We start from the raw sequence: 23,156 nt of genomic DNA, 5'->3' as shown, positions 1-23,156 counted from the left end.
CGGCTGGCCCTGGGCAGTCTCCAGGAGGGTGCCGTGGCCTGGTGCGACCTCAGCGAGCGTCCGTCGCGCTGACGCGGTGGGGCCGGGCCGGGGCCCGTGTCAGGCGACGGCGTCGTCGCTCTCCAGCACGCCCAGCAGACCCAGCAGCTGCGGGCGGTGCAGGGCGGCGACGGGCTCCAGCAGGTCGGGGTGGCGCAGCAGGACCGCGGCATCGGTATCCCGTACGTTCGGGCAGGTCAGGCGCTGGAGCCCGCCCGCCGCTGCCGGGGCGTGCTCGGGGTTGGTCAGAGCGTGATCGGCGGCCGCGTCGGCCAGGGCGGGGTCGGCGAGCAGGCAGGCGGCCCAGCTGACGACGGTCTCGTCGGCCCAGGTCCGCCAGGCGCTGTCGTCGGTGTCCGCGACGGCGCCGGTGAGCCAGTCCAGGCGGTCGGCGCCGCTGGGCGCGAGCAGATGGAGCAGCTGCACGTCGAGGCTGGTGGGGAAGCGCAGAGCGGCGGCGAGGGCGCTCGCCTGCCGCGCCTGGGCTTCGGCCAGGGCCTGGTTGAGCGCTCCCGGGGGCGGCGGATAGGCGGCCAGGAGCCAGCGGGCGGAGGCGGATATGACGGGTGTCAGGTCGGTGGCCACGGTGATGGTGTCCTCGGGGCTGGCTCGCCCTGCCCGGTGTGGCCCGGTTCCGCGAGCTGCGGTACGGGGCCGCGCTGCCCCGGTCATGGCCTGCCAGCGTACGGAAGTGCCGGTGCTCTTTCCATGACCCGCGTCACGGCCCCACTCGTCACCGCGCCCACGCGGACCGCCCCCTCGTCAGCCTCGTCAGTAGGGGAGAGGGCGCCCGCTGGGCGTGCGAAGGTCCAGCGGCGGCCTGGGGGCCGGGGCCTGCGGCCGTTTGATGAGGACTTGGCGCATCACGATCACCACCTGAACTGGACCGGATCCCCGGTCCACCGGGTCTACCCCGATTCGGAGGGTGTCTACCCCGGATCCGGGAGGGAAGTCATACGGCGGCGCGGTGGCGGGGCAAGGAACTTCTTGGCGGCTGACGCCCGCAGAGGCGAAGGGGTGTGCGGTGGCGGTGGGGGCGGGGTGTGGTGAGGATCGAGGCGGGAACCCGTACTGCTCGGCCGCCCCGGCGGGCAGCCGAGCACCCGACAAGCACACGAGGAAAGGCATCCCATGGGACACGGCGGGAACGTCATCGCGGAGCTGAAGGCCGACCACCGCGAGGTGGAGGAGATGTTCGACAAGATCCAGGCGCTGCCTCCGGGTGACGAGAAGCGCAAGGAGCTCGCGGACCAGTTCACCATCGAGCTCGTGCGCCACTCCGTGGCGGAGGAGATGTACCTCTACCCCGCGGTGCGCGAGCACGTGCCCGATGGCGACACCATCGCCGACCGGGAGCTCAAGGACCATGCCACCGTCGAGCAGCTCCTCAAGGACCTGGAGAAGGCCTCGGTGGGCGACGTCGGCTTCGACGCTCTGGTCGCACAGGTGATCGCCGAGGTCGGCGCGCACGTGGCCGACGAGGAGGACAACCTCTTCCCGGCTCTGGCCGATGCCTGCTCGGCCGAGCAGCTCAACGACCTCGGTGACAAGATCCGTATGGCGAAGAAGGTGGCGCCCACCCGCCCGCACCCCAGCGCCCCCGACACCCCGCCCGGCAACAAGCTCCTCGCCCCCGGTGCCGGACTCGTCGACCGCGCCCGCGACTTCGTCACCGGCCGGGGAAAGTAGCCCTGGCCCTCCACCACCGCCCCCGACACGCCCGTAGCGGCCTCGGGGGCGGTGCCGCTTCCGCGCCCGGCGCCCGGGCTTGCGGGGTTGGAGACCGGGTCCCAGTCGGTGATGGTCGTCTCGTTCGCGGTCCGGCTCTCCGCTTCGGAGGCGGGGCGATGGCCGCCGGGGGTGTCCCTACCCGTAGTGGAAGGGTACGAAGACGAGTCCGTCGCGGATGCCGGTGATACGTATACGGGCTGCAGCGAGCCCGACTTGCTGGTGATCCGGGCCAGGTCGCCCTCCTGGAGGTCCTGCGCGGCCGCCTCGGTGGGACTCAGTTCGGCCCACACCTGCGGTGCCGCGGCGTTGAGCTGGGGGACGAGGCCGGTCTTGGTGCGGGTGTGGAAGTGGTAGGGGTGAGGCCGGTGGTCAGCTGGAGGGGGTACTCGTCACTGGTGTCCTCGTGCGGTGTCAGGTATTCGGCGGCCTTGATGACGGCCCTGCCGTCAGGGTTGAGGGACCGGTACTCCACGGGCTCGACGGTGGCTCCGGTGACCAGGTCCTTGCCGTAGCTCTCGCAGACATCGGGGTGGGCCCAGCTGATGCCCCGGTACCTGTTCGCACAGCTCATCGAAGCCCACCGTATGCGCCTCCACGAAAGCGCGGTCGACCTGGTCGCGCCGGATCACCTCGTGCAGCAGCGCGTTGAGCAGGGCGACATTCGTCCCGACGCGGGGCGCCAGATGAACGTCGGCACGCCGGGCCACCATGGTGGGGCGCGGGTCCACGCACAGCAGACGCGGCGGATCTCCGCCCTCCAGCCGGTCCTGCACGCGCATCCCAGCACCGGCTGCGTCTCGGCCATGTCGTGCCCGAACAGCGCGATGGTGTCCGCGTGGTCCACATCGGTATACGAACCGGGCTGGCCGTCGCAGCCGAACGACTCCTTGAGTGCCTCGGCCGCGGTGGCGGTGCACAGACGGGCGTTGCCGTCCAGATGGTTGGTGCCGATCCCGGCGCGGGCGCGGACAACGGCTGCTGATCGTCACCGGCGAGCACTTCGCGCCGGGCACCGGCGATGCGGGCAAGGGTTTCGAGCGCCTCGCCGACTGGGCCACGGAACACTTCGGACCGCTTCACCTTCACCCACCGCTGGGCCACCCAGGACAACGACTCCACCGACTCCGTACCGCTCACCGGCCCGCTCCACACCGGCAGCCGTCACACCTACGTGGCGACCGGTTTCGGGGGCTGGGGTATGAGCGGTGGCATGATGGCGGGCCAACTCCTGGCAAAGCTGATCGGGGGCCAGAGCCCGGCGTGGAGCGGCCTGTACGACCCGCGGCGGCTGGGCTCGGTAGTGCGCGAGGCACCGACCTTCCTCCAGCATCAGGCGCACGTGGCCCGGCACTTCGTCGGCGACCGGCTGACGGCGCGGTCACCCGGCCGCTTGAGCGACGCGACCTCTGACGGGCCCTTCCTGCCCTCCCGGGGCCCGTCGACGGCCGAACCTCACTGGCCTCCGCCCGATTGCGGAGCCGGTGCCAACAGCACAAGGTGAAGGTGAGCAAGCAAACAGTCACCCAGAGTAGCTAAGAGGTCCTCATGCCTCGTGGATCCAGCCCGAAGCGGGAACGCCAGTACGAGCACATCAAGGAGAGCGCCGAAGAGCGCGGCGAGAGCACGAAGCGGGCGAAGGAGATCGCCGCCCGCACGGTCAACAAGGAGCGTGCGCGCTCCGGTGAGTCGAAGACCGCCGGCAAGAGCTCCACGCAGGACATGTCGTCCTCCCAGCGCGGCGGCCGGCGCTCGCACGGCGGCTCCCAGGGGCCGACGTACGACCAGCTCTACTCCGAAGCCCGGCGCCGCAGCATCCACGGCCGCTCCGACATGAACAAGGCCCAGCTCAAGCGCGCACTTGGCAGCACGTGACGGAATGCGCCTGTTCCCGGATCCGAGGTCCGGGAACCTGATCGCCCGATCCCGCGCCCTGGTGTGTCCGCCGCGGCAGGGGCGTGCGCGGCCGGACCGTCATCCACCTGCCGGGCCGCGACAACTATCCGTGAACGCGCAACGACGGACGAGCACCCCCGAAAGCCCGGCGCATGATCGTCGGGTTTGTCGGGTATGGGGCTGGCACGGAAGTGAGTCCTGTGCCTCAGGGAGCTGCCCATGTCCACCGATGCGATCGTGATGCTGAGGGAAGGCCACAAGGAGATCAGGCGGCTGATCCGCTCCTACCGCGTCGAGCGGAATGCCGAGGCCGTGGAGCCCTTCTTGCGCGCACTGACCGTGTACACGTACATCGAGCGGGAAGGGATGTATCCGCGCGTCTGCGTCCTGGTTCCGGAGACCGAGCCGGACATCTTGGGTTTCGTGGAGGAGCACCACATCGCGGACGTGCTGGCCGCTGAGCTGTACGACATGCGCCCTGACGACGTTGCCTTCGACGCCAAGGCCCGCTTGCTGATGGACATCGTCGAACGGCACATGGACGCCGAGGACGACAGGTGGTTCCCGCGTGTACGGGCCGCCGTCGGCCGCAAGGAACTGCAGGAGATCGGCGCCTGGATGATGAGGCTCGCCGAGCGTGCTCCTCAGCGCCCGCATCGCCCTTCCCAGCAGCAGATGTGGGACACCGTGGCCGCCTGACAGCTCCAGGCTGAGCGGCACCGAGTTCGCCGTGCGCTCGGCTGCCGTCGCACTACGGGTTCTGGTTCGCCGGGCGTGCCGATGGCGGCTCGGCCGGCTGCTGCTGTTCGTGTCGGCCGGCCAGTGCGGCCGAGAAGCGCGCGCGGGCGACCGGCCCGACGAGTGCCACGGGCAGGGTCACGGCGGCGGCGATCGCGAAGAGCGTGCCGAAGTGCTTGTCGTCTGCCAGCCCGCTCACCAGGAACGTGCTGAGGGCGGCTCCGGTGTACACGGCGCTGGCCACCAGCGAGGTGGCGATGCCGCGTACTTGGGGCGGCGCGACCTCGGTTCCCCAGGTCTGCACGATGGACTGGACCAACGCGAAGGCGAGTCCGGACAGAACGCTGCCCGCCAGCACGGTGACCATCGACTGGGCGGGTACGCAGACCAGGTAGCCCACACCGAGCAGTACGCTGCCCACGCCGAAGTGGGTCGCCGCCGACACCCGGTCGCCCAGGGTGCGTACCGCCACGCCGCCGGCCACCGCGGCCAGGCCGTAGCTGCCGGTGACGAGGCCGGCGTACACGACGCTGTGCCCTCCCGACTGCAGCGCGGTGTTGAAGAAGTTGAAGAAGCCCAGCATGGCCGCGCCCTCGAAGAGCGCGAAGACCACGAGGAACCGGAACCAGCCGATACGGAAGACCATGCCGAGCCGGGCCTTGACGCTCGTGCCGCTGGGCGCCGGGGCGGAGGCTTCCGGCAGGCGGCCGAAGGCGAGGGCGAGCAGCGGTGAGCAGATCGCGACCAGCAGGATCGCCGCGCGCCAGCTCCACAGGTGGGTGAACACACCGGCGATCACGGTCGCGCCGGCCGTGCCGACCGCTCCGGCCGCCAGGACGCTCGCCACGGTCCGCTGCCGCTGGGCGAAGGGCAGTCGGTCGCCCACGTACGCCACCATCACCGGCAGCAGGGCGGCCGCCGAGGCGCCCGCGAGTGCGCGTCCGAGGATGAGTACGCCCAAGTTGGGGGCGAGAGCGGACACCACGTCGGCGACACACATGCTGAACAGGGCCGCTCGCATGACCCGTACACGCCCGTACACGTCGGAGACGAGGCCGTGGACGGGCTGCATCAGGCCGAACAGCAGCAGGTAGGCGGTGAGCGCGATGGTGACGGAGGAGACGCTGACCCCCAGGCCCTTGGACGCGGGCAGCAGCAGTGGGGTGATCACGATCCGGTCGAAGTTGCCGAGGAAGGAGCCGGCGTAGATCAGCCGCATGTCCTGGGCGTCGTTGGCGTGCTTGTTCATGCTGTTCCCTCCGGCCAGGTGGCCTGCTGACGGGCTGCGGCTGCCTACGCCCTTGCCTCCATGACTGTCCCGGAAGGGCCGATTAATCAATGGGGCTGATAGTCAGAGGCTCTGATTGGTTAGTATGGGACTGCCCGACGGAATCGTCAACGCGGGGCCGGGCCGCCGAGCCCCAACTGCTTGACGTGAAGGTTCAGTTGAGGGAACTGGCAACGTGCCCGCCTGGTCACGGGTGCGCACGCGCGAGGTGCCCCCGGCTCGGGTAGAAGGGCGCCCCCCCGTCGCGGCGCTCGATCGGGCGCGCGGATTCGATGACGCAGGCCACCACGCCATCACGCCCTCTGTTGAAGGCTTGACGGGTCGCGGCAGCATTGATGTTCTGTCTAAAAGACAGTCAGTGTCGCTGTCAGATCCGAAGCGTGAGGGAACGCCGGTCGGGCCGTCAAGTGCTCTGGGGCAGACCGTGCGCCATTCCTGACGTTCGCTGGAGGGGAGCCGGAAGAATGACGGTGAGCGGGGAACTCGGCGTGGAGGATCGGCCTTTGTTCGAAGGGCTTCAGCAGTGGCACGGCTTCCTGTTGCGCAAAGCCGCCCAAGCGGTCACGGGACACGCCGAACGGGATCTGTGTCCCCTGCAGGTGACGATGCGTCAATTCGGCGTCCTGAGCGTCATCGAAGCCGAACCGGGGCTGAACCAGCGGGCCGTGGGCTGCAAGCTCCGGATCGACCGCACGACCATCGTCGCCCTGGTCGACAAGCTGGAGGGGGCGGGGCTGATGGAGCGCAGACGCGGCCCTGATCGCCGGACCTCGGCACTGCATCTGACCGAACGGGGTAGCGCACGGCTGCGGGAGGCGCAGGAGGTGCTGACCGAGGTCCATCAGGAGTTCCTCAGCCCCCTGTCCGCCGAGGAGCGTGAAGCCCTACGGAATCTCCTGATGCGTCTCGTGGCGCGGCAGCCCGGCCTCTGAGGGTGGTAGGCCCGGTTGGCCGGCGGTAGCGCGACCGGCCCTGATCACGGTGGCGTACGACTCGCGCTCGCCCGACGCGGTGGTGACGGTGTGGACCACTCGCTCGGCCCGTTCGATGCGCAGATCCGGGAGTTCGGCGGAGAGGCGCTCCGGGGTGAACATCCGCTCCGCATCGGACGGGCCTTCGAGGCCCCTGCCGAGGTTGTCGAGATGGTGCCCCACGACGACCAGCCGTCCGCCCGGAGCCAGCGCCCTGGCCGCACGGGCCAGCAGCGCGGCACGCTGCGGCGGCTCGGTGTGCACGTACGCGATGAGGATGAGGCCGAAGGCGCCCTGCCGCGGCTCGTGGGAATCCAGATCCGCGAGGACGGTCGTCACATCCAGTTCCTCGGCCGCGGCCTGTCGGCGGGTGCGCTCCAGGGCCGTCGCTGAGAAGTCCACGGCTGTCACCCGCCAGCCGCGGCGGGCGAGCCACAGTGCGTGGCGTCCGGCACCCGCACCGAGGTCGAGGGCCATGCGCTGCGGCGTGTTCGGCTCGGCGGATGTGTCCGGCGGTACGAGTGCGAGCTCCGCGACCGCCAGCGGATGGGGAACGAGTGTCCAGCCGATGTCGCCATGGGTGTACCGACGGTCCCAGAACTCCGCCGAATCCGTCATCTGCGCTCGTACCTCCGCATGTTGGGAAGAGCCTTTGAGCAATTTGACAGGAGGATAGATTATCACCAGCCCTGCCCCCACCGGTGAGCAGCGGTGGGAGTCTCACCTCGCCCTCGTGTCCGGTGCTCCGGCTGGGGTGGCCGGCGGCGTGGCGTACTACACCACCTTCAGCGGGCAGCTCCATGCGGTGAATGCCGCCAACGGCAAGCTGAAGTGGGTGTGCGCCAATACCGGTAGTGGCTCAGTGGTCGTGTCCGGCGGGCTGGTGTACGTCTGTGGTGGCAAGCAGCTGCACGCGATGGATGCCACCAGTGCGCCGTCACCTTGAGTGCTCGTCGATGGGTGTGGCTCGTACCGCGAACTCGGCTTCGTACGCGCTGGAATGGATTCCCGCACCAGGCGACGGGCCTCGGGTGGCGGCTGATCACGGCCGTTTCGGCGTCTTGCGCCAGGTCAAGCAAGCAGTGGTGAACGGATGGTCAAGCAGCCGGGCGAAGGTCGGCGATGAGGCGGAAGCGTTCCAGAACCACCAACGTCGCGTCGTCCACAGTGAATTCCGGGTCTTCCAACGCTGCGCGCATCTCGTCGCTGTGCCAGAACCGCTCGTGGTTCGCCCGCCACTCGGCGATGCTGGTGTCGCCTTCCCCTTCATCCACCACGTGAGCGAAATCCACCTGCGCAAGAGGTACGACACGCACGCTGGTGACCTCGATGACCGCGACCGGACGGTCGTCCGAGTCGACGACCACCGCACGGCTCCCGATGGCTGGCAGCGGCTCCCCTTCATGCTCGTAGCCGATCATCAGTCCGGTGGTGGAGGTCTTGGAACCACTGAGGACGGCCGCGACGAGCCGGTCACGCAGCGGGCCGGGGAAGGCGAACTCGGCCCGGGGCAGCGATGCGATGTCATCGGGAGAGACGGCGTCAGTGGTCATACGGTCACAGTAGCGACCCGCTTGCTCAAACCGGCAGCAATAACGGGCAGGGCGACGGACGGACAGGGGAATGGCTGAGGGGCGACCGCGCAGCGGGTGAAGGCAGGCAGGAGAGAGGCCATTCACACCCCATTGCCCGAGGAAACCGTCGGGACATGGCCCACCGGACAGGCTCAGGCGATGTCCGACGGGGTCGGCAACCGTCAGGCCAGGAAGCGCTCGACGGCCTCGCGGGCACGGGCATTCGAGGTCGCAGCGTCAGCCAGAGCCTGGGCCAGGACATCGATCCACTCGTCCAGGCCCACGTGGCGCCGCGAGAGCACGATGCCCCGCACCTCGTGGCAGATCTCGCCGGCCACCCGACCCCCATCCATCCGCAGCCGGAGCCGCTGCTCCCCGAGCGCGACGTCCAGTTCGGCGACCGAACCCTCGCGCCCGGCCACCCTTTCCGCGACGGAACGCCTACGCTTGACCCGCACAGCGCCGGGCGGCAGTGAGTCCGCCAGGTTGGCCGACAGCACCTTGGCGTAGAGGTTCAGGTCCGCACTGTCCTGACGCAGCGCCGCAGCCAGGAGTTCCACTTCCCTCTCAGGCATCGAGGCTCAGCACCATGGTCGGCCGCTCGATGATGTGGTCGTCGCGAAGCGGGCGCACCGCTGTCCCGATGGCGAAGAACTCGGTGGTGTGCGTCCCCCAGTTGTGCGAGTGCTGCCTCAGCTGGACGGCCACGATCCCCTCGGCCTCCAGGGCATTGCCCTCCGCCTGCATGCGGCTCATCGCCAGCTCGCGTGCATCGTAGAGTGCCTGGGTGAACGGCTCGATCTCGACATTGCGGCCTGTGCTGCTCAGCACTTGAGCGAAGCGCTGGTGCGCCACGTGGTAGACGCACGACCCCATGACCATGTCCAGCGGCGCGTAACCGGCCCGGATCAACGTCCAGAAATCCTGGCCGGACAGGTCCGAGGTGAACGGCTTGCCCTTGTTGTTGAGCCAGGTCCCGCCCGGTCCCGGGTCCGCACCGTCCGCCTTCACCGCCGTGCCGATCGCGATGAACTCGGCGATGTCCGAGCCGAATTCCTTGAACTCGATGTCCAGTCGCACCCCCACGATCCCGTCCGCCCCCAGAGCGCTCGCCTCCGCCTCCATCCGGCCCATCGCCAGCTCGCGCGCGTGGTACATGGCCTGTGACAGCTTGGTCAGCTCCTGGTTCTTCGACCACCGGCCGAGCTGGAGGCCGACGTGGTAGACCGAGGAGCCGAGGACCAGGCCGAGCGGGCGGAAGCCGACCTCGCGCACCAGTAGGAACTCGTTCACCGTCAGGTCCGAGGTGAAGAGCGAGCCCTTTTCCCCCGGCTGGAGCTGCGCCAGCCGCCGCATCGCGTCCTCGGGCACGCCCTCCGCCGCCGGCTGCGCGGCTCTCCCGGGCAGTTCCTGCCCCGTTCGCTCGGTCATGTCAGCGCTCGCGCTCCAGTCTCATGATGGTCAGTGGCCTGGGCCCGGCGGGCCGCTCGGAGCGACCGAACCGGGCGATGGAGGTGCCGACGAGGACCGCCTCCGCGCTGAGGTCGCGCGAGTACCCGTACGTGGGGCACTCGCTCTCACGCACCCTCAACTCCATCCCGTCCACCACCACTCCGTCCCCGCCGTGCTTCGCCGCATCCAAGGCCAGTTGTCTCCGGGCATCGTGGCGGACGAGGTTGATCAGCTGGGTATAGCCGTCGACCTCCTGGTTCCCGGCGGTCCAGCGGACCAGGCGGGAGGTGCGCCAGTCGTCGTGCCGGGTCTCAAGGGCGATGCCGAAGGCGAGTCCGGTGGGAACCCATCCGCCGTGCAGGAGCTTGGCGAAGTCCTGGCCGCTCAGGTGCGACGTGAAGGGCAGGCGCGGCCGGATGCGCGAACGGGCCCGGACCGCGGTGCCCAGCGCGGTGAACTCCAGGCCCCCCGCCGGGAATCCGCCGACCCGCAGCTTCACCCCGACGATCCCGTCGCCGCCGAGCGCGCGGCACTCGGCCACCGCGCGGGACAGCGCCAGCCTGCGCACCGCGTACATCGCCTTCACCAACTGCGCGAACGACGACGTCCACACCGAGGACGGCGGCACCTTCCTGCCGTCCTCGACCGACCATGCGCCCGGACAGCCCCAGACGCCGGTGGACCCGATGTTGAAGACGGCAGTGCCGAGCACCTGCCCGACCGGCTCGAACCCGAGACCATTGACCGCCGCGAACTCCTCGGACGACAGCGCCGAGTCCCAGGTGTTACCGGCCGCCCGGCGCTCTGCCGTCCCGCCGGCAGCGGCCCCCGGCAGACCGGCGTCTCGTCGGTGTGTCATCGACTCCCGTGCCCTCGACCTCTCGGCTCACCGCGGATCACCTCGTCATCCGGCAGCGTATGTCATCGGGGGGATCAGCGAAACGGTGATCACGAATCCAACGGCTCTGCCCGTCCTGGCTCTTGGGTACGAATTCGCCGTCGCCGCCATGCGTCGGTGGGCGGGACGGTCTCCCGCCCATTGAGGCTCCAGACAGGACAGCCGTTGATCGCGTGATCTTGTAGGCGTTCAGCTTGAACTGCCGGAAGCGACAGCGGATGGCCAGGGATCCGCGGCAGAGGCACGGCTGGGATCCCGGACAAGCCGGGAGATCCAGCGCGGCCCTCGCTCCTACGGCCGGTCTCGGAGCGAGCCCCCGCTCGCGCCTCATCACACCCACGTCCATGGAAGGAAGGGATTCGTATGCGTCTCCGAAGGTTGATGGCAACGGGCGTGATCGCCGCCACCCTCGCGGTCAGCGGCCTCGCCGTCTCCGCCGCACCGTCCCTCGCAGCCACCTCGACGGCTTCGATGAACTGCTCGGACCCGCACTGTCTCCAAGGCAGCGCAGGCCACCACGGCGTGGAACTGCGTTGCTTCGACGCGCGTTTCCGTGTCGTGGCGACCTGCCGGACCTTCGACCACCGCATTACCTACACGCATTACGGCACCGTCGTGGCCCCCGGCGGAACCTCCATCGTGTGGTGCGACCTCGGCGCAAACGTGGTTGCCCCCGTCTGGGAATATGTCTGAGCCGTGACGGCGTAGGGCACCAGGAAGCGAACCCGTTCACCCGTCTGCAATCCCCGTCGCCCGTGGACGACGGGGATTGCCGGGCGCGCGGAAGGCCTGGAGCCCGGTACTCAGCAGGCCGCGCCCGGTGGGGGCTCAGCGGGCCTCGCGCGACCGCGCGGCGCGGCGGCGGTTGCCTCAGCCGGCCACCACGAGCGAGCGGACGGGCCCTCCGATGCGCCGCCACTCCGTACCCTGCCATTCCCAGACCGTCGTACTCTCTCTGTCCAGCCGGTAAGCACGGTCCGCGCGGGCTCCGAACCCCGCACCGGCCTCACCGATCCGTGCCCACGCGCCCTCGCGGTAGCGCCACAGCCCGCCGTCGGTCTCGTTGGTGGCGTACAGATCCGCGGGGCCTGCGTAGAGGGCACCCGCGGGCCCACCGACGGCACTCCACACACCTGCTTCGCCGCTCCAGCGGAACACGCCGCTGCGTTCGGGGTTGAGGCCGTACAGATGGTGGTCGCTCACCACGAAGTCGGCACCGGCTCCGCCCGCGTACGTCCACACATCCCCCTTTCCCCCGTACGCGAATATCCTGCCGTCGACGGGGTCCGTGGCGAAGAGCCCCGCACCGCCGCCGTACAGCCTCCCCGCGGGGCCGCCGATCCGTGTCCACGTCCCGAGTTCCCGGTTCCACCGGTGGACCGCGCTGTGGTCCTGGGCCAGGCGGTACAGCTGAGTACCACTCGTGGCGAAGGCGGCGGCACGCTCGCTGACGGTCTCCCAGTTGCCGGGCACCCCGCTGTATCCCCGGAGTTCACCGGTCTTCGGGTCCGTGGCGAAGACTCCGGCCGGACCGGCGTACAGCTCCTTGGCCGGTCCGCCTATCCGCAGCCACGCGGTGCCCGCCCCGCTCCACTGCAGGACCGCGCGGCCATCGTGCGCTATGGCGTACACCCCGCTGCCCCTCGGCGCGGGGACCTCGGCGGGCAGCCGTGTCGTCTGTGGCGCCGGAAGGGAGGGTGCACGGCTGGGCGACGGTTCGGACGAGGGCGTGGTACGTGTGAGGGCCGAGGGGGAGGAAGGACGGAGTGCGGGTGCGGTCCCGCTTGGTCGTGACGATTCTGGGGCGCCTGGCGAGGCGACCGTGTCGCCTCCTTCGGCGGACGCCGGCGGCAGCGGGCCGGGGGCGTGCGGTCCGGCTTCCGCACGCGGTGGCGGCATCACGTCCAGGCCTGTCGCCGCGGCCCCGAAGGCGACGATGGCGCATGCGAGCAGCAGAGCGCGGCGCCCCCACCCCGGCGCCAACCAGCCCCGCCTCAGGGGCCCTTGGCGTGCGACGACGGGCAGGCGCCGCCCGCCGGCCGTGCCGGTTGACCGCTGCACGACCTGCCCGGAGATGACCACCGCCTCGCACACCCGAGCCCCGGTGACATCGGCCTGGCCTGACCCGGCCCGTTGGCCGGGCGGGTTTCTGCGCCTGATGGCCACTTCGGCGTCAGTCCGGAAGAGGGGTGGCCCTTCGCCGCCACGCCGCACCAGTGGGTACGTATGCCTCAGGAGGATCTCGCCCCGTGGCGGCCCGCCCGCTCCCTGTTCGGCACCCGGCCACTCGCTCCCAGGCTGCTCCGCCGGTGCCCCGCCCTGCGGGTGCTTCCCCTCGTCATCTGCGGCGGACGGTGTCGGGGGCCGTCCGCCTGGACCGTACCCCTCCACACCCGGCCATGTGCGCGCCGAGCCTTCCGGACGTGCCTCGGCCGCAGGTGGCGGGCTCGACGCCGACCGGCCACCCGCGCGGAGGAGTGCGTCGTCCAACTCGCTCTGCAGTCTGGCGGTCAACCCCAGCAGTGTGCGTACCAACCCCTCCGCATCGACCAGTTGGGCGCCGGTGTGAAGCCCGTCGTCCCGACTCTCGCTCGGCGTCCGGCCGGGCGGGGAAGCCGGCGGGGCGTCCTCTCTCGCCATGCTGCCCCGTCCTGCTTCCGCCGCGCAGGCCGCGGCGTGCAGCCGCTGGGCACGGGCGAGCAGTTCCGTGCGGCTCCTGCTGTCGCGGACCCGGCCGCACACCACCCTCTCCAGAATCTCCCAAGGGATGGTCTTCGTCCCCGAGCGGTAGTCGCTCCAGCTCGTCTTGCCCGCGCCGTAGCACTTCGCCAACTCCCGGACCGTGCGCCCCTTCGTGATCTCCCGCAGGAAGACCGCCAGCGCGTTGGCCTCGACGGTCTCCCCCTTCGGCTCCCCTTGCAGACGTCCCGCTCTGCCCATCGCCCACCCCTCCGCATCCATGGGTACACAGCCGGTGACCGGCCCCGATCACATCGAGCCTCAGCAGACCAGGTACCGGCCATGCCCTTCCAGCGGTTGTCAGACAAATCGCGTGGAGCCGTGACTCATTTATTCGAAGTCCCTTACCGCGCACGGTGCGAGGGCGCATGCCTACAGGGCGGAATGGGCCAGCCAGTGGTCGAACAGCTGCCTTTCCCCGTCGATCGCCACACGCTGTGGCGGCAGGCGTCGCATCAGTACCAACAGCAGGTCCTGCACCGGACCCGTCACGGTGACGTCCGCCGCCCCCGGGCCCCGCCGCCATGACACCCCCGTCGGCGTGCGCGTGATCACCCACCCTTCGATCGGCTCCTCGCGAGCCCGCAGCGCGATCGAGCCCGCCCCCCGCAACGAAGCCACCGCGGGCTTCAGCGTCGCCATCACCGGTGAGGACAGCAGCTCCAGGAGCTGGGTCACGGCGTCGGCCGCGAGGTCGGGTTCGAGGGCGTACGGCACACCCGCCAGCAACGCGGCATCGGCAGCGTGCACCGCTGTGTCGTGTGTGGCTTGCCGAAGCCAGAACGACGCCGGTGCCGGCCCGGCGCGGCGGCCGGGCCGCCGCACTGTCCGCGCCCGTCTTCGTGGCGCTCGATGCCGTTACGGCTGGCGAACAGGTGTCAGTCTGGAGTTGCCCATGTGGCGCAGCCGTGTGAATGCTGGACACCGGAGGGGAGAGTCCCCCCATCGACTGGGCCGGAACGCAGCGACCGGCCGGGAAGCGGTCCTGGGTCATGAAGGCAATCGCGCTTGAATCGTACGGAGCCGCCGACGACCTGCGGCTGGTCGAGCTGCCCGATCCCAAGGTCGCGCCCGGCGAGGTCCTCGTCCGGGTGAAGGCGGCCGGGGTCAATCCGGTCGACTGGAAACTCGCCGCCGGCTACCTGGACCCGATCATGGAAGTCCGCTTCCCGCTGATCTCCGGCTGGGACGTGGCCGGTGTGGTGGAACGCGTGGGCCTGGACGCCACTGAGTTCGCGGTGGGGGACGAGGTCTTCGGGTACGTGCGCAAGGACTGGGCGCAGAACGGCACGTACGCCGAACTCGTCGCCGCGCCCGTCCGTACCCTGGCCAGGAAGCCCGCCGCGCTGACCTGGGAGCAGGCCGCCGGAGCGCCGCTCGCGGGGCTCACCGCCTATCAGACGATCAAGCGGGTCGGTCTGGCCAAGGGCGAGACCGTGCTGATCCACGCCGCGGCCGGCGGCGTCGGCTCACTCGGCGTGCAGATCGCCGTCGCGCTCGGCGCCCGGGTGATCGGCACCGCCAGTGAACGCAACCACGACTTCCTCCGCGAGCTCGGCGCGGAACCGGTCACCTACGGGGACGGGCTCGCCGATCGCGTACGAGCCCTGGCACCCGACGGCGTCGACGCGGCCCTCGACTTCGTCGGCGAGGGCGCGGTCGACGTCTCGCAGCAGCTACTCCGCAAGCGCGACCGGGTCGCGTCCATCACTGACGGTGAGGCTGCGGCCAAGGGTGGCCACTATGTTTGGGTACGCCCCGATGCCCGTGATCTGACGGAGCTCGCCGCGCTCGCGGACGCGGGCAAGCTGACGGTGCCCGTGGAACACGCGCTACCGCTGGCCGAGACCGCCGAAGCGTGGCGCCTGAGCCAGGCGGGCCGCACCCGAGGAAAGATCGTCCTGATCGTCTAGCGCCCTGCCGAGCAATGCGCCGGGGCCCGGCCGCCGAGCCGTTCGCGACCTCCTGGCCCACCGCGGGGACGTCGGGCGGCTGCGAGCGGTCGCCGCGCCGGTCACCGCGCGGGTGGTTGTACGAGGCCCGACTGATGGGTGACGACGACGAGTTGCGCCGGTCGCGGGGTGCAGCTTGTTCATGGCGCGCTGGACGTGGGTGCGTACGGCGAGCGGTCTCACGTACAGCTCCCAGGCGATCTCGTCGTTGGACTTGCCCTGCGCGGCGAGGGCCGTCACCTCTCGCTCGCGGGCGGTCAGGACCGCCAGATGCTCGGGTAACGCGCGACTGGTGTGAGGTTCGGGGGCATCCAGGAACCGGGTGACAAGCGTGCGCGTGGCCGCGGGGGAGAGGAGCGCCTCACCGGAGGCCACGGTGCGGATGCCGTCGAGGAGCGTGCCGGGGCCGACGTCCTTGCCGTGGAAGCCGCTCGCTCCCACGCGCAGGGCTTGGGCCACGCAGTCGTTCTGATTCCTCAGCACTCCGCGCGTCAGGCCTCACCGACGGAGCCCGCGCCGGGTCCCGCCCGTCGGCGCCTGTGGTCCGGGTGTAGGGCGTGTCCCGAGCGTGTACTGAGATTTCAGCAGTCCGGATGTCGGCAGCCGCTTGCAACTGGTTCAGTGCATCCGTCAAGGAACTCCGACAGCAGGTGATGCAGGACCTCGGGCTGTTCCAGATGCAGGTCGTGGCCGGTCCCGGGGATGCTCGTGGCCAGCGTGTCCGGGCGTTGGCGGAGCATGTCGTGGGCGTCCTGGGAGGGGATGATGCCGGACTGGCCCAGGACCGCGAGGGTCGGACACGTAACCGCTGCCCACTCGTCCCAGAAGGAGCGGTGGGCGTTCTCGGACAGCGAGTTGACCATCACATCGCGGTCGAAGCGGGGCCACCAGCCGCCGTCGCGTTCTTCCAGCCCCGCCGCCCACCCTTCGCCGACCGGGCCGCCGCCGAGGAAGCGGACGGCGGCCTCCCGGGAGGGGAACGGCGTGGGCCAGCTGTCGAGCCATCCGCCGATCTCCGCGCCGACGGTCGGATGGGGGCCGCCGGGTGCGGCCTCGACGAGTACGAGGGCGCGGATGCGTTCGGGGTGGGCTGCCGCGGTGAGCATCGCCGTGTTGCCGCCCATCGACTGGCCGACCAGGACGGGGTGGTGCAGGTCGAGCTGGTCCAGTACGGCGACGACGTCGGCGACGAAGGCGGCGCGGGAGAGGTCGCTCGGCCGGCGTTCACTGGAGCCGTGGCCGCGTTGGTCGACGGCGACAACCCGGTACCGCCGGCTCAACCGGTGGGCGACGGCATCCCATTCACCCGCGTGGCCCGCCAAGCCGTGCAGCAGGAGTACGGACGGCCCCGGTCCACCCCAGTCGCGGCAGGAGAGCCGTACGCCGTCGCGCACCACTGTGCGTTCGGACCATGTCATGCGTTGCCTTTCCGGCATCAGTCGGACCGAGCTGTCTCGGGGAGCGACAGGGTCCGGGCTGGGCGAGGGGTGGGCCGGTTCACTTTCCGGTGTTCTCGGCAAGGGTGTGTGCCACGAGGGCGTTGGCGTGGCCGTGTCCCAGGCCGTGGTCCGTCTTGAGCCAGGCGACGAGTTCCATGTGCTTGGTCAGGGGTGAGGAGGAGATGAGGTCCTTCCAATGCGCGATGGGGCGGCCGTACTTCGCCTCGATGGAAGGGAAGTAGCTGGCAGGGCCGTTGGCGGTGCCGGTCATGTCGGTGTCCTGTCGTTCGTCGTCGGCGTTCGTTTCCGGGCTGAGGCGTTGTGCTGGTGATTCGGCCGCGCGGGCGGCTACTGGCCGGCCGGGGCGACGGGCGCGTAGGCGAGGACCTGGGCGCCGGTGCTGAAGGTGGTGGTGCTGATCGGCTGGAGGGTCTTCTTCGGGGAAGCCGCGGTGAACAGACGCTTCCCGGTGCCCTCGATGACGGGGTGGGTCCACAGCCGGAGCTCGTCGACGAGGTCGGCTTCGAGCAGGGTGTTGACGAGGTCGCCGCTGCCGTAGACGAGCAGGTCCCCGCCGTCCTGCTGCTTCAGCTCGGTGACCGCGGCCGGGACGTCGCCGGTCAGGAGAGTGGCGTTCCACTCGGCGGTGTCGAGTGTGGTGGTGGCCACGTACTTGCGCATGCCGTTCATCCGCTCGGCGAAGCCGTCCTCGTCGGTCATCGTCGGCCAGGCGGCGGCGAATCCCTGGTAGGTGACGCGGCCCAGCAGGAGGGCGTCGGCGGCGAACAGCTGGGCCTGGGCGAACTTGGCCGCTTCGTCGTTGAAGAACGGGGCCGACCAGGACGGGTTCTCGATGACGCCGTCGAGCGTGATGTAGACGGACGCGATGACCTTGCGCATGCGGTGACTCCCCCTTGACAACGGGCATGCAGATGCCCATGTGTACGATGTTCACATTCAAGGAGTGCGAAGATCCGCGCCCCCCGAGTGATCTTGCGTCAGCCTAATCGAGCTAAGTGGATACTGTCCACATTGGAGTTGGTGATGGTCCCGGAGACCGGCACGTCGAAGCGGAGCACCTACCGCCACGGCGACCTCCGCAACGCGCTGACCGAGGCAGGTGTCGAACTGGCCCGCCAGGGCGGCCCCGAGGCCGTGGTGCTGCGAGCGACCACCCGCCACGCGGGCGTCTCGCCCAATGCCGCCTACCGCCACTTCGCCGACCGCGGCGCCCTCCTGCATGCCGTATCCCAGGCCGCCATGGCCCAGGTCGCCCGCACCATGGAGGCGGAACAGGCCGCAGTGGCGCCGACCGCAGACGAGAAGGCCGCCGCCCGCGCCCGCTTCCGCGCGGTCGGCACCGGCTATCTGCGCTTCGCCCAGGAGGAGCCCGGCCTCTTCCGGGCCGCCTTCCACGTCCCCGGCGACATGACCCACGCCGCGGACGACGACGCCGCCGGAAGCAACGGCAAAACCCCCTTCGAACTGCTCGGCGCCGCCCTCGACGGCCTCGTGGAGACGGGCCTGTTGCCCGAAGACCGGCGCCCCGGCGCCGAGTTCCTCGCCTGGTCGGCCGTCCACGGCCTGGCCGTGCTCCTGATCGACGGCCCCCTCCGCGGCCTCCACTCCACCCAGGCCCACGACGCGGGCCAGCACGTCATCGACATGATCGAACGCGGCATCTGACCGCGGCGCAAGCGGCGTCTCATCGGGCGTACGCTTGCTGTTCTGCGACGTGCTGAAGCGCAGGGCTGCATGCTGACGGCCTGTCACGCCCACTGTCCACCGGGAGAGTTCCGGCGGCTCCGGCGCTCCGAGCGGGACTCCACCCTCTTCAGGTGGCGGACATGTGGCTGCGCGGCGGCGGAGCCGGGGCGGATCCCTGACTGAGTTCAGCCGCGCACTGGCCTGGGCAGGTGCACGTACGTCACCGTCGTATCGATGCCGCTGTCCACCAGACGGCCGTGCGTGTCGAAGGCTCCGGGGCCGTCCGTCATGCCGAAGTCGTTGTCGTTGATGAGCGCGAGGGTGTCCCGGCCCGTCAGCGCGATGCCCTCGACCTTGCCGGGCACGCCCGCGACTTTGTTGAAGTCGACCACGAGGGCCTTGCGCAGCACCGGCGCACCGGCCGCCGCGGGGTCCTCCAGCTGCTCGTACGAGGGGGAGGTGGCCGTCTCGTCCCAGGCGCTGCCCAGCATGCCCGGACCGCGCGGCAGTGTGACCCGGTGAAGCCGGGAGGCCTTGTCGGTGCGCTCCTGCACCAGGAGCCGGTCCCTGCCGACCGCCACCAGCGAGGAGATCTTGAGCTCGGAGGTGTCGTCCTCGCCCGGATCGACGACATCCACCGCGTCGAAGCGGTAGGCGTACTCGGCCGTCACTGCGCGCTTCTTCGGCGAGAACCGCAGCAGGCGCGCGTTGCGGGACTTCTCACCCGCGGCCGTGTCCGGCACGGACAGCGGGCTCTGCACCGCCAGGACCAGGTCGCCGCCCGGGAGTTGGGCCAGACCCTCGAAGCCGCGGTTGGTCTTGCGCTTGAGCAGAATGGCGGGCAGCGACTCCACGACGGGATAGTCGGCCCCCTTGAGGTTCAGCCCCTTGGGGACGTACCGCGTGAGCACCTTTCCCCGGGCGGAGACGTGCACGAGGGACGGCCCGTACTCGTCGGCGAGCCAGAAGCTGCCGTCCGCCGCCTGCACGATGCCCTCGGTATCCAGACCGTTCGGGTCGTACGAGAGCGGGGTCTTGGCGTCGTAGGTGTACGGGGCCTCGTCACGCGAGGCCTGGTTGGGAAGACCGGTGACGGGTTTGCCGGACCGTGTGGTGATCGCGATCGCCTTGAGGACCTGCACGCGGCCGCCCGACACGCGGATCTTGACGATCGCCGGATCGAAGCCGGGAACCGGGAACGTGCGGCGCTTGCTGCCGGCCACCTTGATCTGGCCATTGGGACCGCGGTCGGTCACCGTCCAGAACTCGCCCTTGCGGCCGGCGGGACAGATGTCGCTGCCGATCCCGCCGAGGTCGATGCCTCGGTCGTCCGCGACCGAACCGGGCAGGAGGGCATTGCTGAACGCACCGAGCGGACTGTCCGCGAGGGTGGCTGTGCCCGCGACATACGCACCCCGCGCCCCGCCGCCTTCAGGGACCGGCATACCCGCGGCGGTCCCGCCCACGCCGATCGCCGCGAGCAGGGCGACGGGCACGCCTACGGCCAGGGAACGTCGTACGGTGCGCTGCTTGTGCGCCTGCGATGCCATCGGGCCTCCTGGCCAACAAAGTCATGTGACAGTGGCCAAGCTGGCCGCCTCTTCCGAACGTGATGAGACATCAAGGTGAACTCCACCCAACACGCTGCCATCACCCTTGGACGCCCTTGGAACGACCGGGTGGTTCGTCTGCATCGACGGAGCCGGCAGTGCACGCGCCGACGGGACAAGGCGCCCAGGGCCTCCCGGCCGGGTGGTGTACGCGAGTTCGGTGGCGTGGCACATACTCCAACGGTGTTGGTGAGTACGGCGGCGAGTACGGCCATGGGGTGAACTTCGACGGTGCCCCGTCGGCCTGTTTGCTGGACAAGGCCGGGGGCAGGCGAGCGTTAGTGCTTCGGACCGGAGGCACGTCTGCGGGGGCCGTATCCGTAGGTGTGTCCTGTCCGGATCGCACGATGCGGCTTTCGTGGTGGACCTCGCCCGCGCGGCCAAAGGAGCAGGCTCATGCCCACTGCACGCACCAGGACGACAAGGGTGCACGACGACGCACCCCAGACCACGGCCGCGTTCGAGCGGCTGCACACCTTGCCCGAAGGCCCCGAGCGCGAACAACTGCGCGCGGACCTGGTCCGAGTGTGGCTGCCGATGGCGCGACGGCTGGCGGGGAAGTATCGCAACCGCGGTGAGGACCCCGACGATCTGCGCCAAGTCGCGGCCCTGGGCCTGGTCAAGGCAGTCGACCGGTACGAGACGGCCCGCGGGGCGTTCGAGGCGTTCGCGGTACCGACGATCAACGGAGAGATCAAGCGGCACTTCCGCGACCACGCGTGGACCGTGCACGTCCCCCGCCGCGTCCAGGAGCTGCGCAACCGGGTCCGGGTCGCACGCCGTGAACTTCAGGCCCGCCAGCCGGGGGAACCCTCCCTCGCCGACCTGGCCGCGCAGTGTGGGCTGAGCGAGGACGAGGTCGCCGACGGACTGAAGGCACTGGACGCCTACTCCGCCCTGTCGCTGGACGCCGAGCTGCAGGCCCGCCCGACCGCGGAGGACGGGCGCACCCTCGCCGACGTTCTCGGAAGCGAGGACGGCGCGTTCGACACGGTCGATGCCCGTGAGGCCGTCAAGCCGGTCCTGCGCGCCCTGCCCGAACGGGAGAGCCGCCTCCTCTACATGCGGTTCTTCCAGGACATGCCCCAACGCCGCATAGCCGAGGAACTCGGCATCTCCCAGATGCACGTCTCGCGACTCATCAGCCGCACCTGCACGCGCGTCCGCGAGCAGGTAACCGTCGACCACGGGGCCGCGGCCTGACTGACCTTTCGACCGCCGGCACGCGTACGCCGCCTCCGCGGGGATCCATCCGGCGCCTCTCGCCCGGCCCCGGCCACACCGGGGCCGACCTGGCCGCCCTTGGCAGGTATGCCGGTACACCTTTCCGGGGACGCGGCGTTTCCACTCCTCGTGGGGCAGATCGCGTGCACCATGCCCTCTGATGCCTGCGGAACCCGCTACTCACCACCAGGGGACGACCTGGCGGTTCCAGTGGCCCGGGCCGCCCGTGTGCGGCATGCTCCCATTGCCTCCTGCGAGGCGAGAGGCGCTGGTCCGGGTGGGCGGTGTGCGGCGTGTCCAGCGCGCGGAGCAGGGAGTTCTTCGACCGTGGGGCGATGGTGTCGTTGCTGCCCGGCGGGCACCAATGTCCGCACGCCCCGGCGGAGGAGACGGCCATGGACGCGATCGTGCTGCTGCGCGAGGACCACACGACAGTCGAGAACCCGTTCAAGAGGTTCGAGATGACCGATGACGACGATCTTGCTGAGCGGCGCGCGAACGTCGTCGAGGTGATCGAAGAGCTGACCGCGCACGCCTGGATCGAGGAGCAGGTCTTCTACCCTGCCGCCGCCCGCGCAGCGACTCGCCAGACCACCGGCCACATCCCCGACGTCGGCAAGGCCATCGGGCGCAACCGGTTCACCGAGCTCGGTGACCAGCTCGAATCCGACAAGAAGAAGACCTCGCGCAACGTTCTGCCCCTGTCCAGCGTGGCCAGCCGGTGAGAGGCCCCCATGGGTTCTGCGGACAGTTTGCAGGTGTTGCCGCCTGGCTGACGACGCTACCAGAGCGAGGACGCCTGCACCCATGATCAGTAGGCGCTCAGGCGAGAGGTTGGAGGTCGGTGGGCCACAGCAGAGTTGTAGCCGCCCAGGTGAAGCCTGCACCGAAGGAGGTCACGACGACTCGTTGCCTGGCTTTGAGCTGCCCGTTGATGGCTGAGTGGCTCAGCAGCAGGGGGATGGATGCTGCGGAGGTGTTGCCGACGTGGGTGATGTTGGACGGTACGCGCTCTGTCGGGATACTCAGGGTGTTGGCCACTGCTGCGCTGATGCGTGCGTTCGCTTGGTGGACGATCAGTCTGTCGATGTCCTGGATGGCCCATCCTGCTGCGGCGGCCGACTCTTGAGTCACCTGAGTGATGCGGCGCACCGCGTGACGGAATACCTCGTTTCCTTTCATGCGCACGTACGGCCTTTTCAGGTCGTCGCTTGGGTGTGAGGGGTGGCGGGAGCCCCCGTCGGGGATGCAGATGGCGTCTGCGTGCTCGCCGTCGCTGCCCCATGCGGCTGCTTTGAGGGTTCCTGGTTCGTCGGCGTGTCCGGCTGTGAGCACGACTGCTCCGGCTCCGTCTCCGAAGATCGGCGCGGTGGATCGGTCGGCTGGGTCGATGACGGCCGACATCTTCTCCGCTCCGATGACCAGCACGGTGCCGGCAGTTCGGGCTTGGATGAGTCCCGCCGCAACGGTCATTGCGTAGACGAACCCCGAGCAGCCGGCGCCGATATCGAAGGCGGGGACTTGGCGCAGGCCGAGTTGGTGGGCTACCAGGGGCGCGGTGCCGGGCACGTGATGGTCTGGAGTGGCGGTGGCCAGGATGACGGCGTCGACGTGTTCGGCCTTCGCCGATTTCATCGCCCGGAGACCTGCTTCTACCGCCAGGTCACTGGTGGCCGTCGCCGGATCGGTGATGTGTCGCTCGGCAATACCGATGCGGGTGCGGATCCATTCGTCTGTCGTGTCCAGGCGGGATACGAGGTCGGCGTTGCTTACCTTCTGCGGGGGCAGGTAGGACCCCAGGCCGATCAATCGCGCGGCGGGCGTCGGCAACGGTGTCGCGGCTTTTCGTGCAAAGATCAACGGTTCTGCTTCTCTGTGCTGGCGTCATCGTCGGTAGAGGT

General features: G+C 69.9%; 25 protein-coding genes and 3 pseudogenes. 11 read left to right on the top strand and 17 right to left on the bottom strand.

Going from position 1 to position 23,156, the window contains the following annotated elements; genetic code table 11:
• Positions 1 to 99 precede the first annotated feature (99 nt).
• Positions 100 to 624 carry a hypothetical protein gene (locus ACZ499_RS15270; RefSeq protein ID WP_468675244.1) on the bottom strand — a complete coding sequence of 175 codons (525 nt, stop codon included), beginning with the start codon at positions 622 to 624 and terminating at the stop codon, positions 100 to 102.
• A gap of 546 nt (positions 625 to 1,170) precedes the next feature.
• Here ACZ499_RS15270 and ACZ499_RS15265 point away from each other — a divergent pair.
• Positions 1,171 to 1,728, top strand: a complete 558-nt coding sequence (locus ACZ499_RS15265) for a hemerythrin domain-containing protein (protein WP_468675242.1) — start codon at positions 1,171 to 1,173, stop codon at positions 1,726 to 1,728.
• Positions 1,729 to 1,877: 149 nt separating this feature from the next.
• Here the strand turns inward: ACZ499_RS15265 and ACZ499_RS15260 are convergent.
• Positions 1,878 to 2,069 (bottom strand): annotated as a pseudogene (locus ACZ499_RS15260) (hypothetical protein); the annotation flags it as partial.
• Entirely contained in the window at positions 2,045 to 2,341 is a 297-nt protein-coding gene (locus ACZ499_RS15255; RefSeq protein WP_468675239.1) for a hypothetical protein, read from the bottom strand. The pseudogene ACZ499_RS15260 and the gene ACZ499_RS15255, both read right to left, overlap by 25 nt.
• Before the next feature lie 395 nt (positions 2,342 to 2,736).
• On the opposite strand from ACZ499_RS15255, the pseudogene ACZ499_RS15250 reads away from it, so the two are divergent.
• The 3 genes and pseudogenes from ACZ499_RS15250 to ACZ499_RS15240 form a co-directional block, all read left to right on the top strand.
• A pseudogene (locus tag ACZ499_RS15250) lies at positions 2,737 to 3,154 on the top strand (FAD-dependent oxidoreductase); the annotation flags it as partial.
• A gap of 161 nt (positions 3,155 to 3,315) precedes the next feature.
• Complete coding sequence (locus ACZ499_RS15245) at positions 3,316 to 3,642, top strand: plasmid stabilization protein (RefSeq protein WP_468675237.1); 327 nt, start codon at positions 3,316 to 3,318, stop codon at positions 3,640 to 3,642.
• 240 nt (positions 3,643 to 3,882) lie between these two features.
• Positions 3,883 to 4,362, top strand: a complete 480-nt coding sequence (locus ACZ499_RS15240; RefSeq protein ID WP_468675235.1) for a hemerythrin domain-containing protein — start codon at positions 3,883 to 3,885, stop codon at positions 4,360 to 4,362.
• Between the two features lie 52 nt (positions 4,363 to 4,414).
• On the opposite strand, the gene ACZ499_RS15235 is transcribed toward ACZ499_RS15240, so the two are convergent.
• Positions 4,415 to 5,650, bottom strand: coding sequence for an MFS transporter (locus ACZ499_RS15235; RefSeq protein WP_468675233.1), 1,236 nt, complete (start codon positions 5,648 to 5,650; stop codon positions 4,415 to 4,417).
• A gap of 509 nt (positions 5,651 to 6,159) precedes the next feature.
• Here ACZ499_RS15235 and ACZ499_RS15230 point away from each other — a divergent pair.
• On the top strand, positions 6,160 to 6,621 hold the full coding sequence (locus ACZ499_RS15230) for a MarR family winged helix-turn-helix transcriptional regulator (RefSeq protein ID WP_468675231.1): 462 nt from the start codon (positions 6,160 to 6,162) through the stop codon (positions 6,619 to 6,621).
• Here the strand turns inward: ACZ499_RS15230 and ACZ499_RS15225 are convergent.
• Entirely contained in the window at positions 6,574 to 7,278 is a 705-nt protein-coding gene (locus ACZ499_RS15225; RefSeq protein WP_468675229.1) for a class I SAM-dependent methyltransferase, read from the bottom strand. The two genes, ACZ499_RS15230 and ACZ499_RS15225, sit on opposite strands and share 48 nt — an antisense overlap.
• Before the next feature lie 115 nt (positions 7,279 to 7,393).
• Here ACZ499_RS15225 and ACZ499_RS15220 point away from each other — a divergent pair, with 115 nt between their 5' ends.
• On the top strand, positions 7,394 to 7,606 hold the full coding sequence (locus tag ACZ499_RS15220; RefSeq protein WP_468675227.1) for an outer membrane protein assembly factor BamB family protein: 213 nt from the start codon (positions 7,394 to 7,396) through the stop codon (positions 7,604 to 7,606).
• Positions 7,607 to 7,757: 151 nt separating this feature from the next.
• On the opposite strand, the gene ACZ499_RS15215 is transcribed toward ACZ499_RS15220, so the two are convergent.
• From ACZ499_RS15215 to ACZ499_RS15200, 4 genes are all read right to left on the bottom strand, one after another.
• Positions 7,758 to 8,213 (bottom strand): ASCH domain-containing protein, encoded by a 456-nt coding sequence (locus ACZ499_RS15215; RefSeq protein ID WP_468675225.1) that lies wholly within the window; start codon positions 8,211 to 8,213, stop codon positions 7,758 to 7,760.
• Positions 8,214 to 8,416: 203 nt separating this feature from the next.
• Positions 8,417 to 8,809 carry a hypothetical protein gene (locus ACZ499_RS15210; RefSeq protein ID WP_468675223.1) on the bottom strand — a complete coding sequence of 131 codons (393 nt, stop codon included), beginning with the start codon at positions 8,807 to 8,809 and terminating at the stop codon, positions 8,417 to 8,419.
• Positions 8,802 to 9,665 (bottom strand): heavy metal-binding domain-containing protein, encoded by an 864-nt coding sequence (locus ACZ499_RS15205; protein ID WP_468675221.1) that lies wholly within the window; start codon positions 9,663 to 9,665, stop codon positions 8,802 to 8,804. Before ACZ499_RS15205 ends, ACZ499_RS15210 begins: the two co-directional genes overlap by 8 nt.
• A 1-nt stretch (position 9,666) precedes the next feature.
• Positions 9,667 to 10,545 carry a heavy metal-binding domain-containing protein gene (locus ACZ499_RS15200; RefSeq protein WP_468675219.1) on the bottom strand — a complete coding sequence of 293 codons (879 nt, stop codon included), beginning with the start codon at positions 10,543 to 10,545 and terminating at the stop codon, positions 9,667 to 9,669.
• Positions 10,546 to 10,977: 432 nt separating this feature from the next.
• Here ACZ499_RS15200 and ACZ499_RS15195 point away from each other — a divergent pair, with 432 nt between their 5' ends.
• Positions 10,978 to 11,277 (top strand): hypothetical protein, encoded by a 300-nt coding sequence (locus ACZ499_RS15195; protein ID WP_468675217.1) that lies wholly within the window; start codon positions 10,978 to 10,980, stop codon positions 11,275 to 11,277.
• Positions 11,278 to 11,454: 177 nt separating this feature from the next.
• On the opposite strand, the gene ACZ499_RS15190 is transcribed toward ACZ499_RS15195, so the two are convergent.
• Entirely contained in the window at positions 11,455 to 12,216 is a 762-nt protein-coding gene (locus ACZ499_RS15190) for a hypothetical protein (protein ID WP_468675215.1), read from the bottom strand.
• Between the two features lie 1,479 nt (positions 12,217 to 13,695).
• Positions 13,696 to 14,073, bottom strand: a complete 378-nt coding sequence (locus ACZ499_RS15185; protein ID WP_468675213.1) for a hypothetical protein — start codon at positions 14,071 to 14,073, stop codon at positions 13,696 to 13,698.
• Positions 14,074 to 14,315: 242 nt separating this feature from the next.
• Here ACZ499_RS15185 and ACZ499_RS15180 point away from each other — a divergent pair, with 242 nt between their 5' ends.
• Positions 14,316 to 15,236: an NADP-dependent oxidoreductase gene (locus tag ACZ499_RS15180; RefSeq protein ID WP_468675212.1), complete on the top strand. Its 921-nt coding sequence runs from the start codon at positions 14,316 to 14,318 to the stop codon at positions 15,234 to 15,236.
• Positions 15,237 to 15,337: 101 nt separating this feature from the next.
• Here the strand turns inward: ACZ499_RS15180 and ACZ499_RS15175 are convergent.
• From ACZ499_RS15175 to ACZ499_RS15160, 4 genes and pseudogenes are all read right to left on the bottom strand, one after another.
• A pseudogene (locus ACZ499_RS15175) lies at positions 15,338 to 15,740 on the bottom strand (LuxR C-terminal-related transcriptional regulator); the annotation flags it as partial.
• A 116-nt stretch (positions 15,741 to 15,856) separates the two neighbouring features.
• Positions 15,857 to 16,693, bottom strand: a complete 837-nt coding sequence (locus ACZ499_RS15170) for an alpha/beta fold hydrolase (RefSeq protein ID WP_468675210.1) — start codon at positions 16,691 to 16,693, stop codon at positions 15,857 to 15,859.
• A 79-nt stretch (positions 16,694 to 16,772) separates the two neighbouring features.
• On the bottom strand, positions 16,773 to 16,985 hold the full coding sequence (locus ACZ499_RS15165; RefSeq protein ID WP_468403672.1) for a DUF4287 domain-containing protein: 213 nt from the start codon (positions 16,983 to 16,985) through the stop codon (positions 16,773 to 16,775).
• Between the two features lie 77 nt (positions 16,986 to 17,062).
• The gene (locus ACZ499_RS15160) at positions 17,063 to 17,614 is read right to left on the bottom strand and encodes a dihydrofolate reductase family protein (protein ID WP_468403670.1); all 552 of its coding nucleotides are present in this window, start codon (positions 17,612 to 17,614) and stop codon (positions 17,063 to 17,065) included.
• Positions 17,615 to 17,758: 144 nt separating this feature from the next.
• Between ACZ499_RS15160 and ACZ499_RS15155 the strand changes: the two genes are divergently transcribed.
• Positions 17,759 to 18,400 (top strand): TetR/AcrR family transcriptional regulator, encoded by a 642-nt coding sequence (locus ACZ499_RS15155; RefSeq protein WP_468403668.1) that lies wholly within the window; start codon positions 17,759 to 17,761, stop codon positions 18,398 to 18,400.
• Between the two features lie 206 nt (positions 18,401 to 18,606).
• Here the strand turns inward: ACZ499_RS15155 and ACZ499_RS15150 are convergent, their stop codons facing one another.
• Entirely contained in the window at positions 18,607 to 19,971 is a 1,365-nt protein-coding gene (locus ACZ499_RS15150) for an esterase-like activity of phytase family protein (protein WP_468675207.1), read from the bottom strand.
• 456 nt (positions 19,972 to 20,427) lie between these two features.
• On the opposite strand from ACZ499_RS15150, the gene ACZ499_RS15145 reads away from it, so the two are divergent.
• Together ACZ499_RS15145 and ACZ499_RS15140 are read left to right on the top strand one after the other, a co-directional pair.
• Complete coding sequence (locus ACZ499_RS15145) at positions 20,428 to 21,234, top strand: SigB/SigF/SigG family RNA polymerase sigma factor (protein ID WP_468675204.1); 807 nt, start codon at positions 20,428 to 20,430, stop codon at positions 21,232 to 21,234.
• Positions 21,235 to 21,548: 314 nt separating this feature from the next.
• Positions 21,549 to 21,980: a hypothetical protein gene (locus ACZ499_RS15140; RefSeq protein ID WP_468675203.1), complete on the top strand. Its 432-nt coding sequence runs from the start codon at positions 21,549 to 21,551 to the stop codon at positions 21,978 to 21,980.
• A 97-nt stretch (positions 21,981 to 22,077) separates the two neighbouring features.
• On the opposite strand, the gene ACZ499_RS15135 is transcribed toward ACZ499_RS15140, so the two are convergent.
• Positions 22,078 to 23,115: a beta-ketoacyl-ACP synthase III gene (locus tag ACZ499_RS15135; RefSeq protein WP_468675202.1), complete on the bottom strand. Its 1,038-nt coding sequence runs from the start codon at positions 23,113 to 23,115 to the stop codon at positions 22,078 to 22,080.
• Positions 23,116 to 23,156 lie beyond the last annotated feature (41 nt).

It is taken from the genome of Streptomyces sp. NPDC031265, assembly GCF_055570295.1.
The sequence above is the reverse complement of the archived record's forward strand: the minus strand, read 5'-3'. Positions and strand labels throughout refer to the sequence as shown.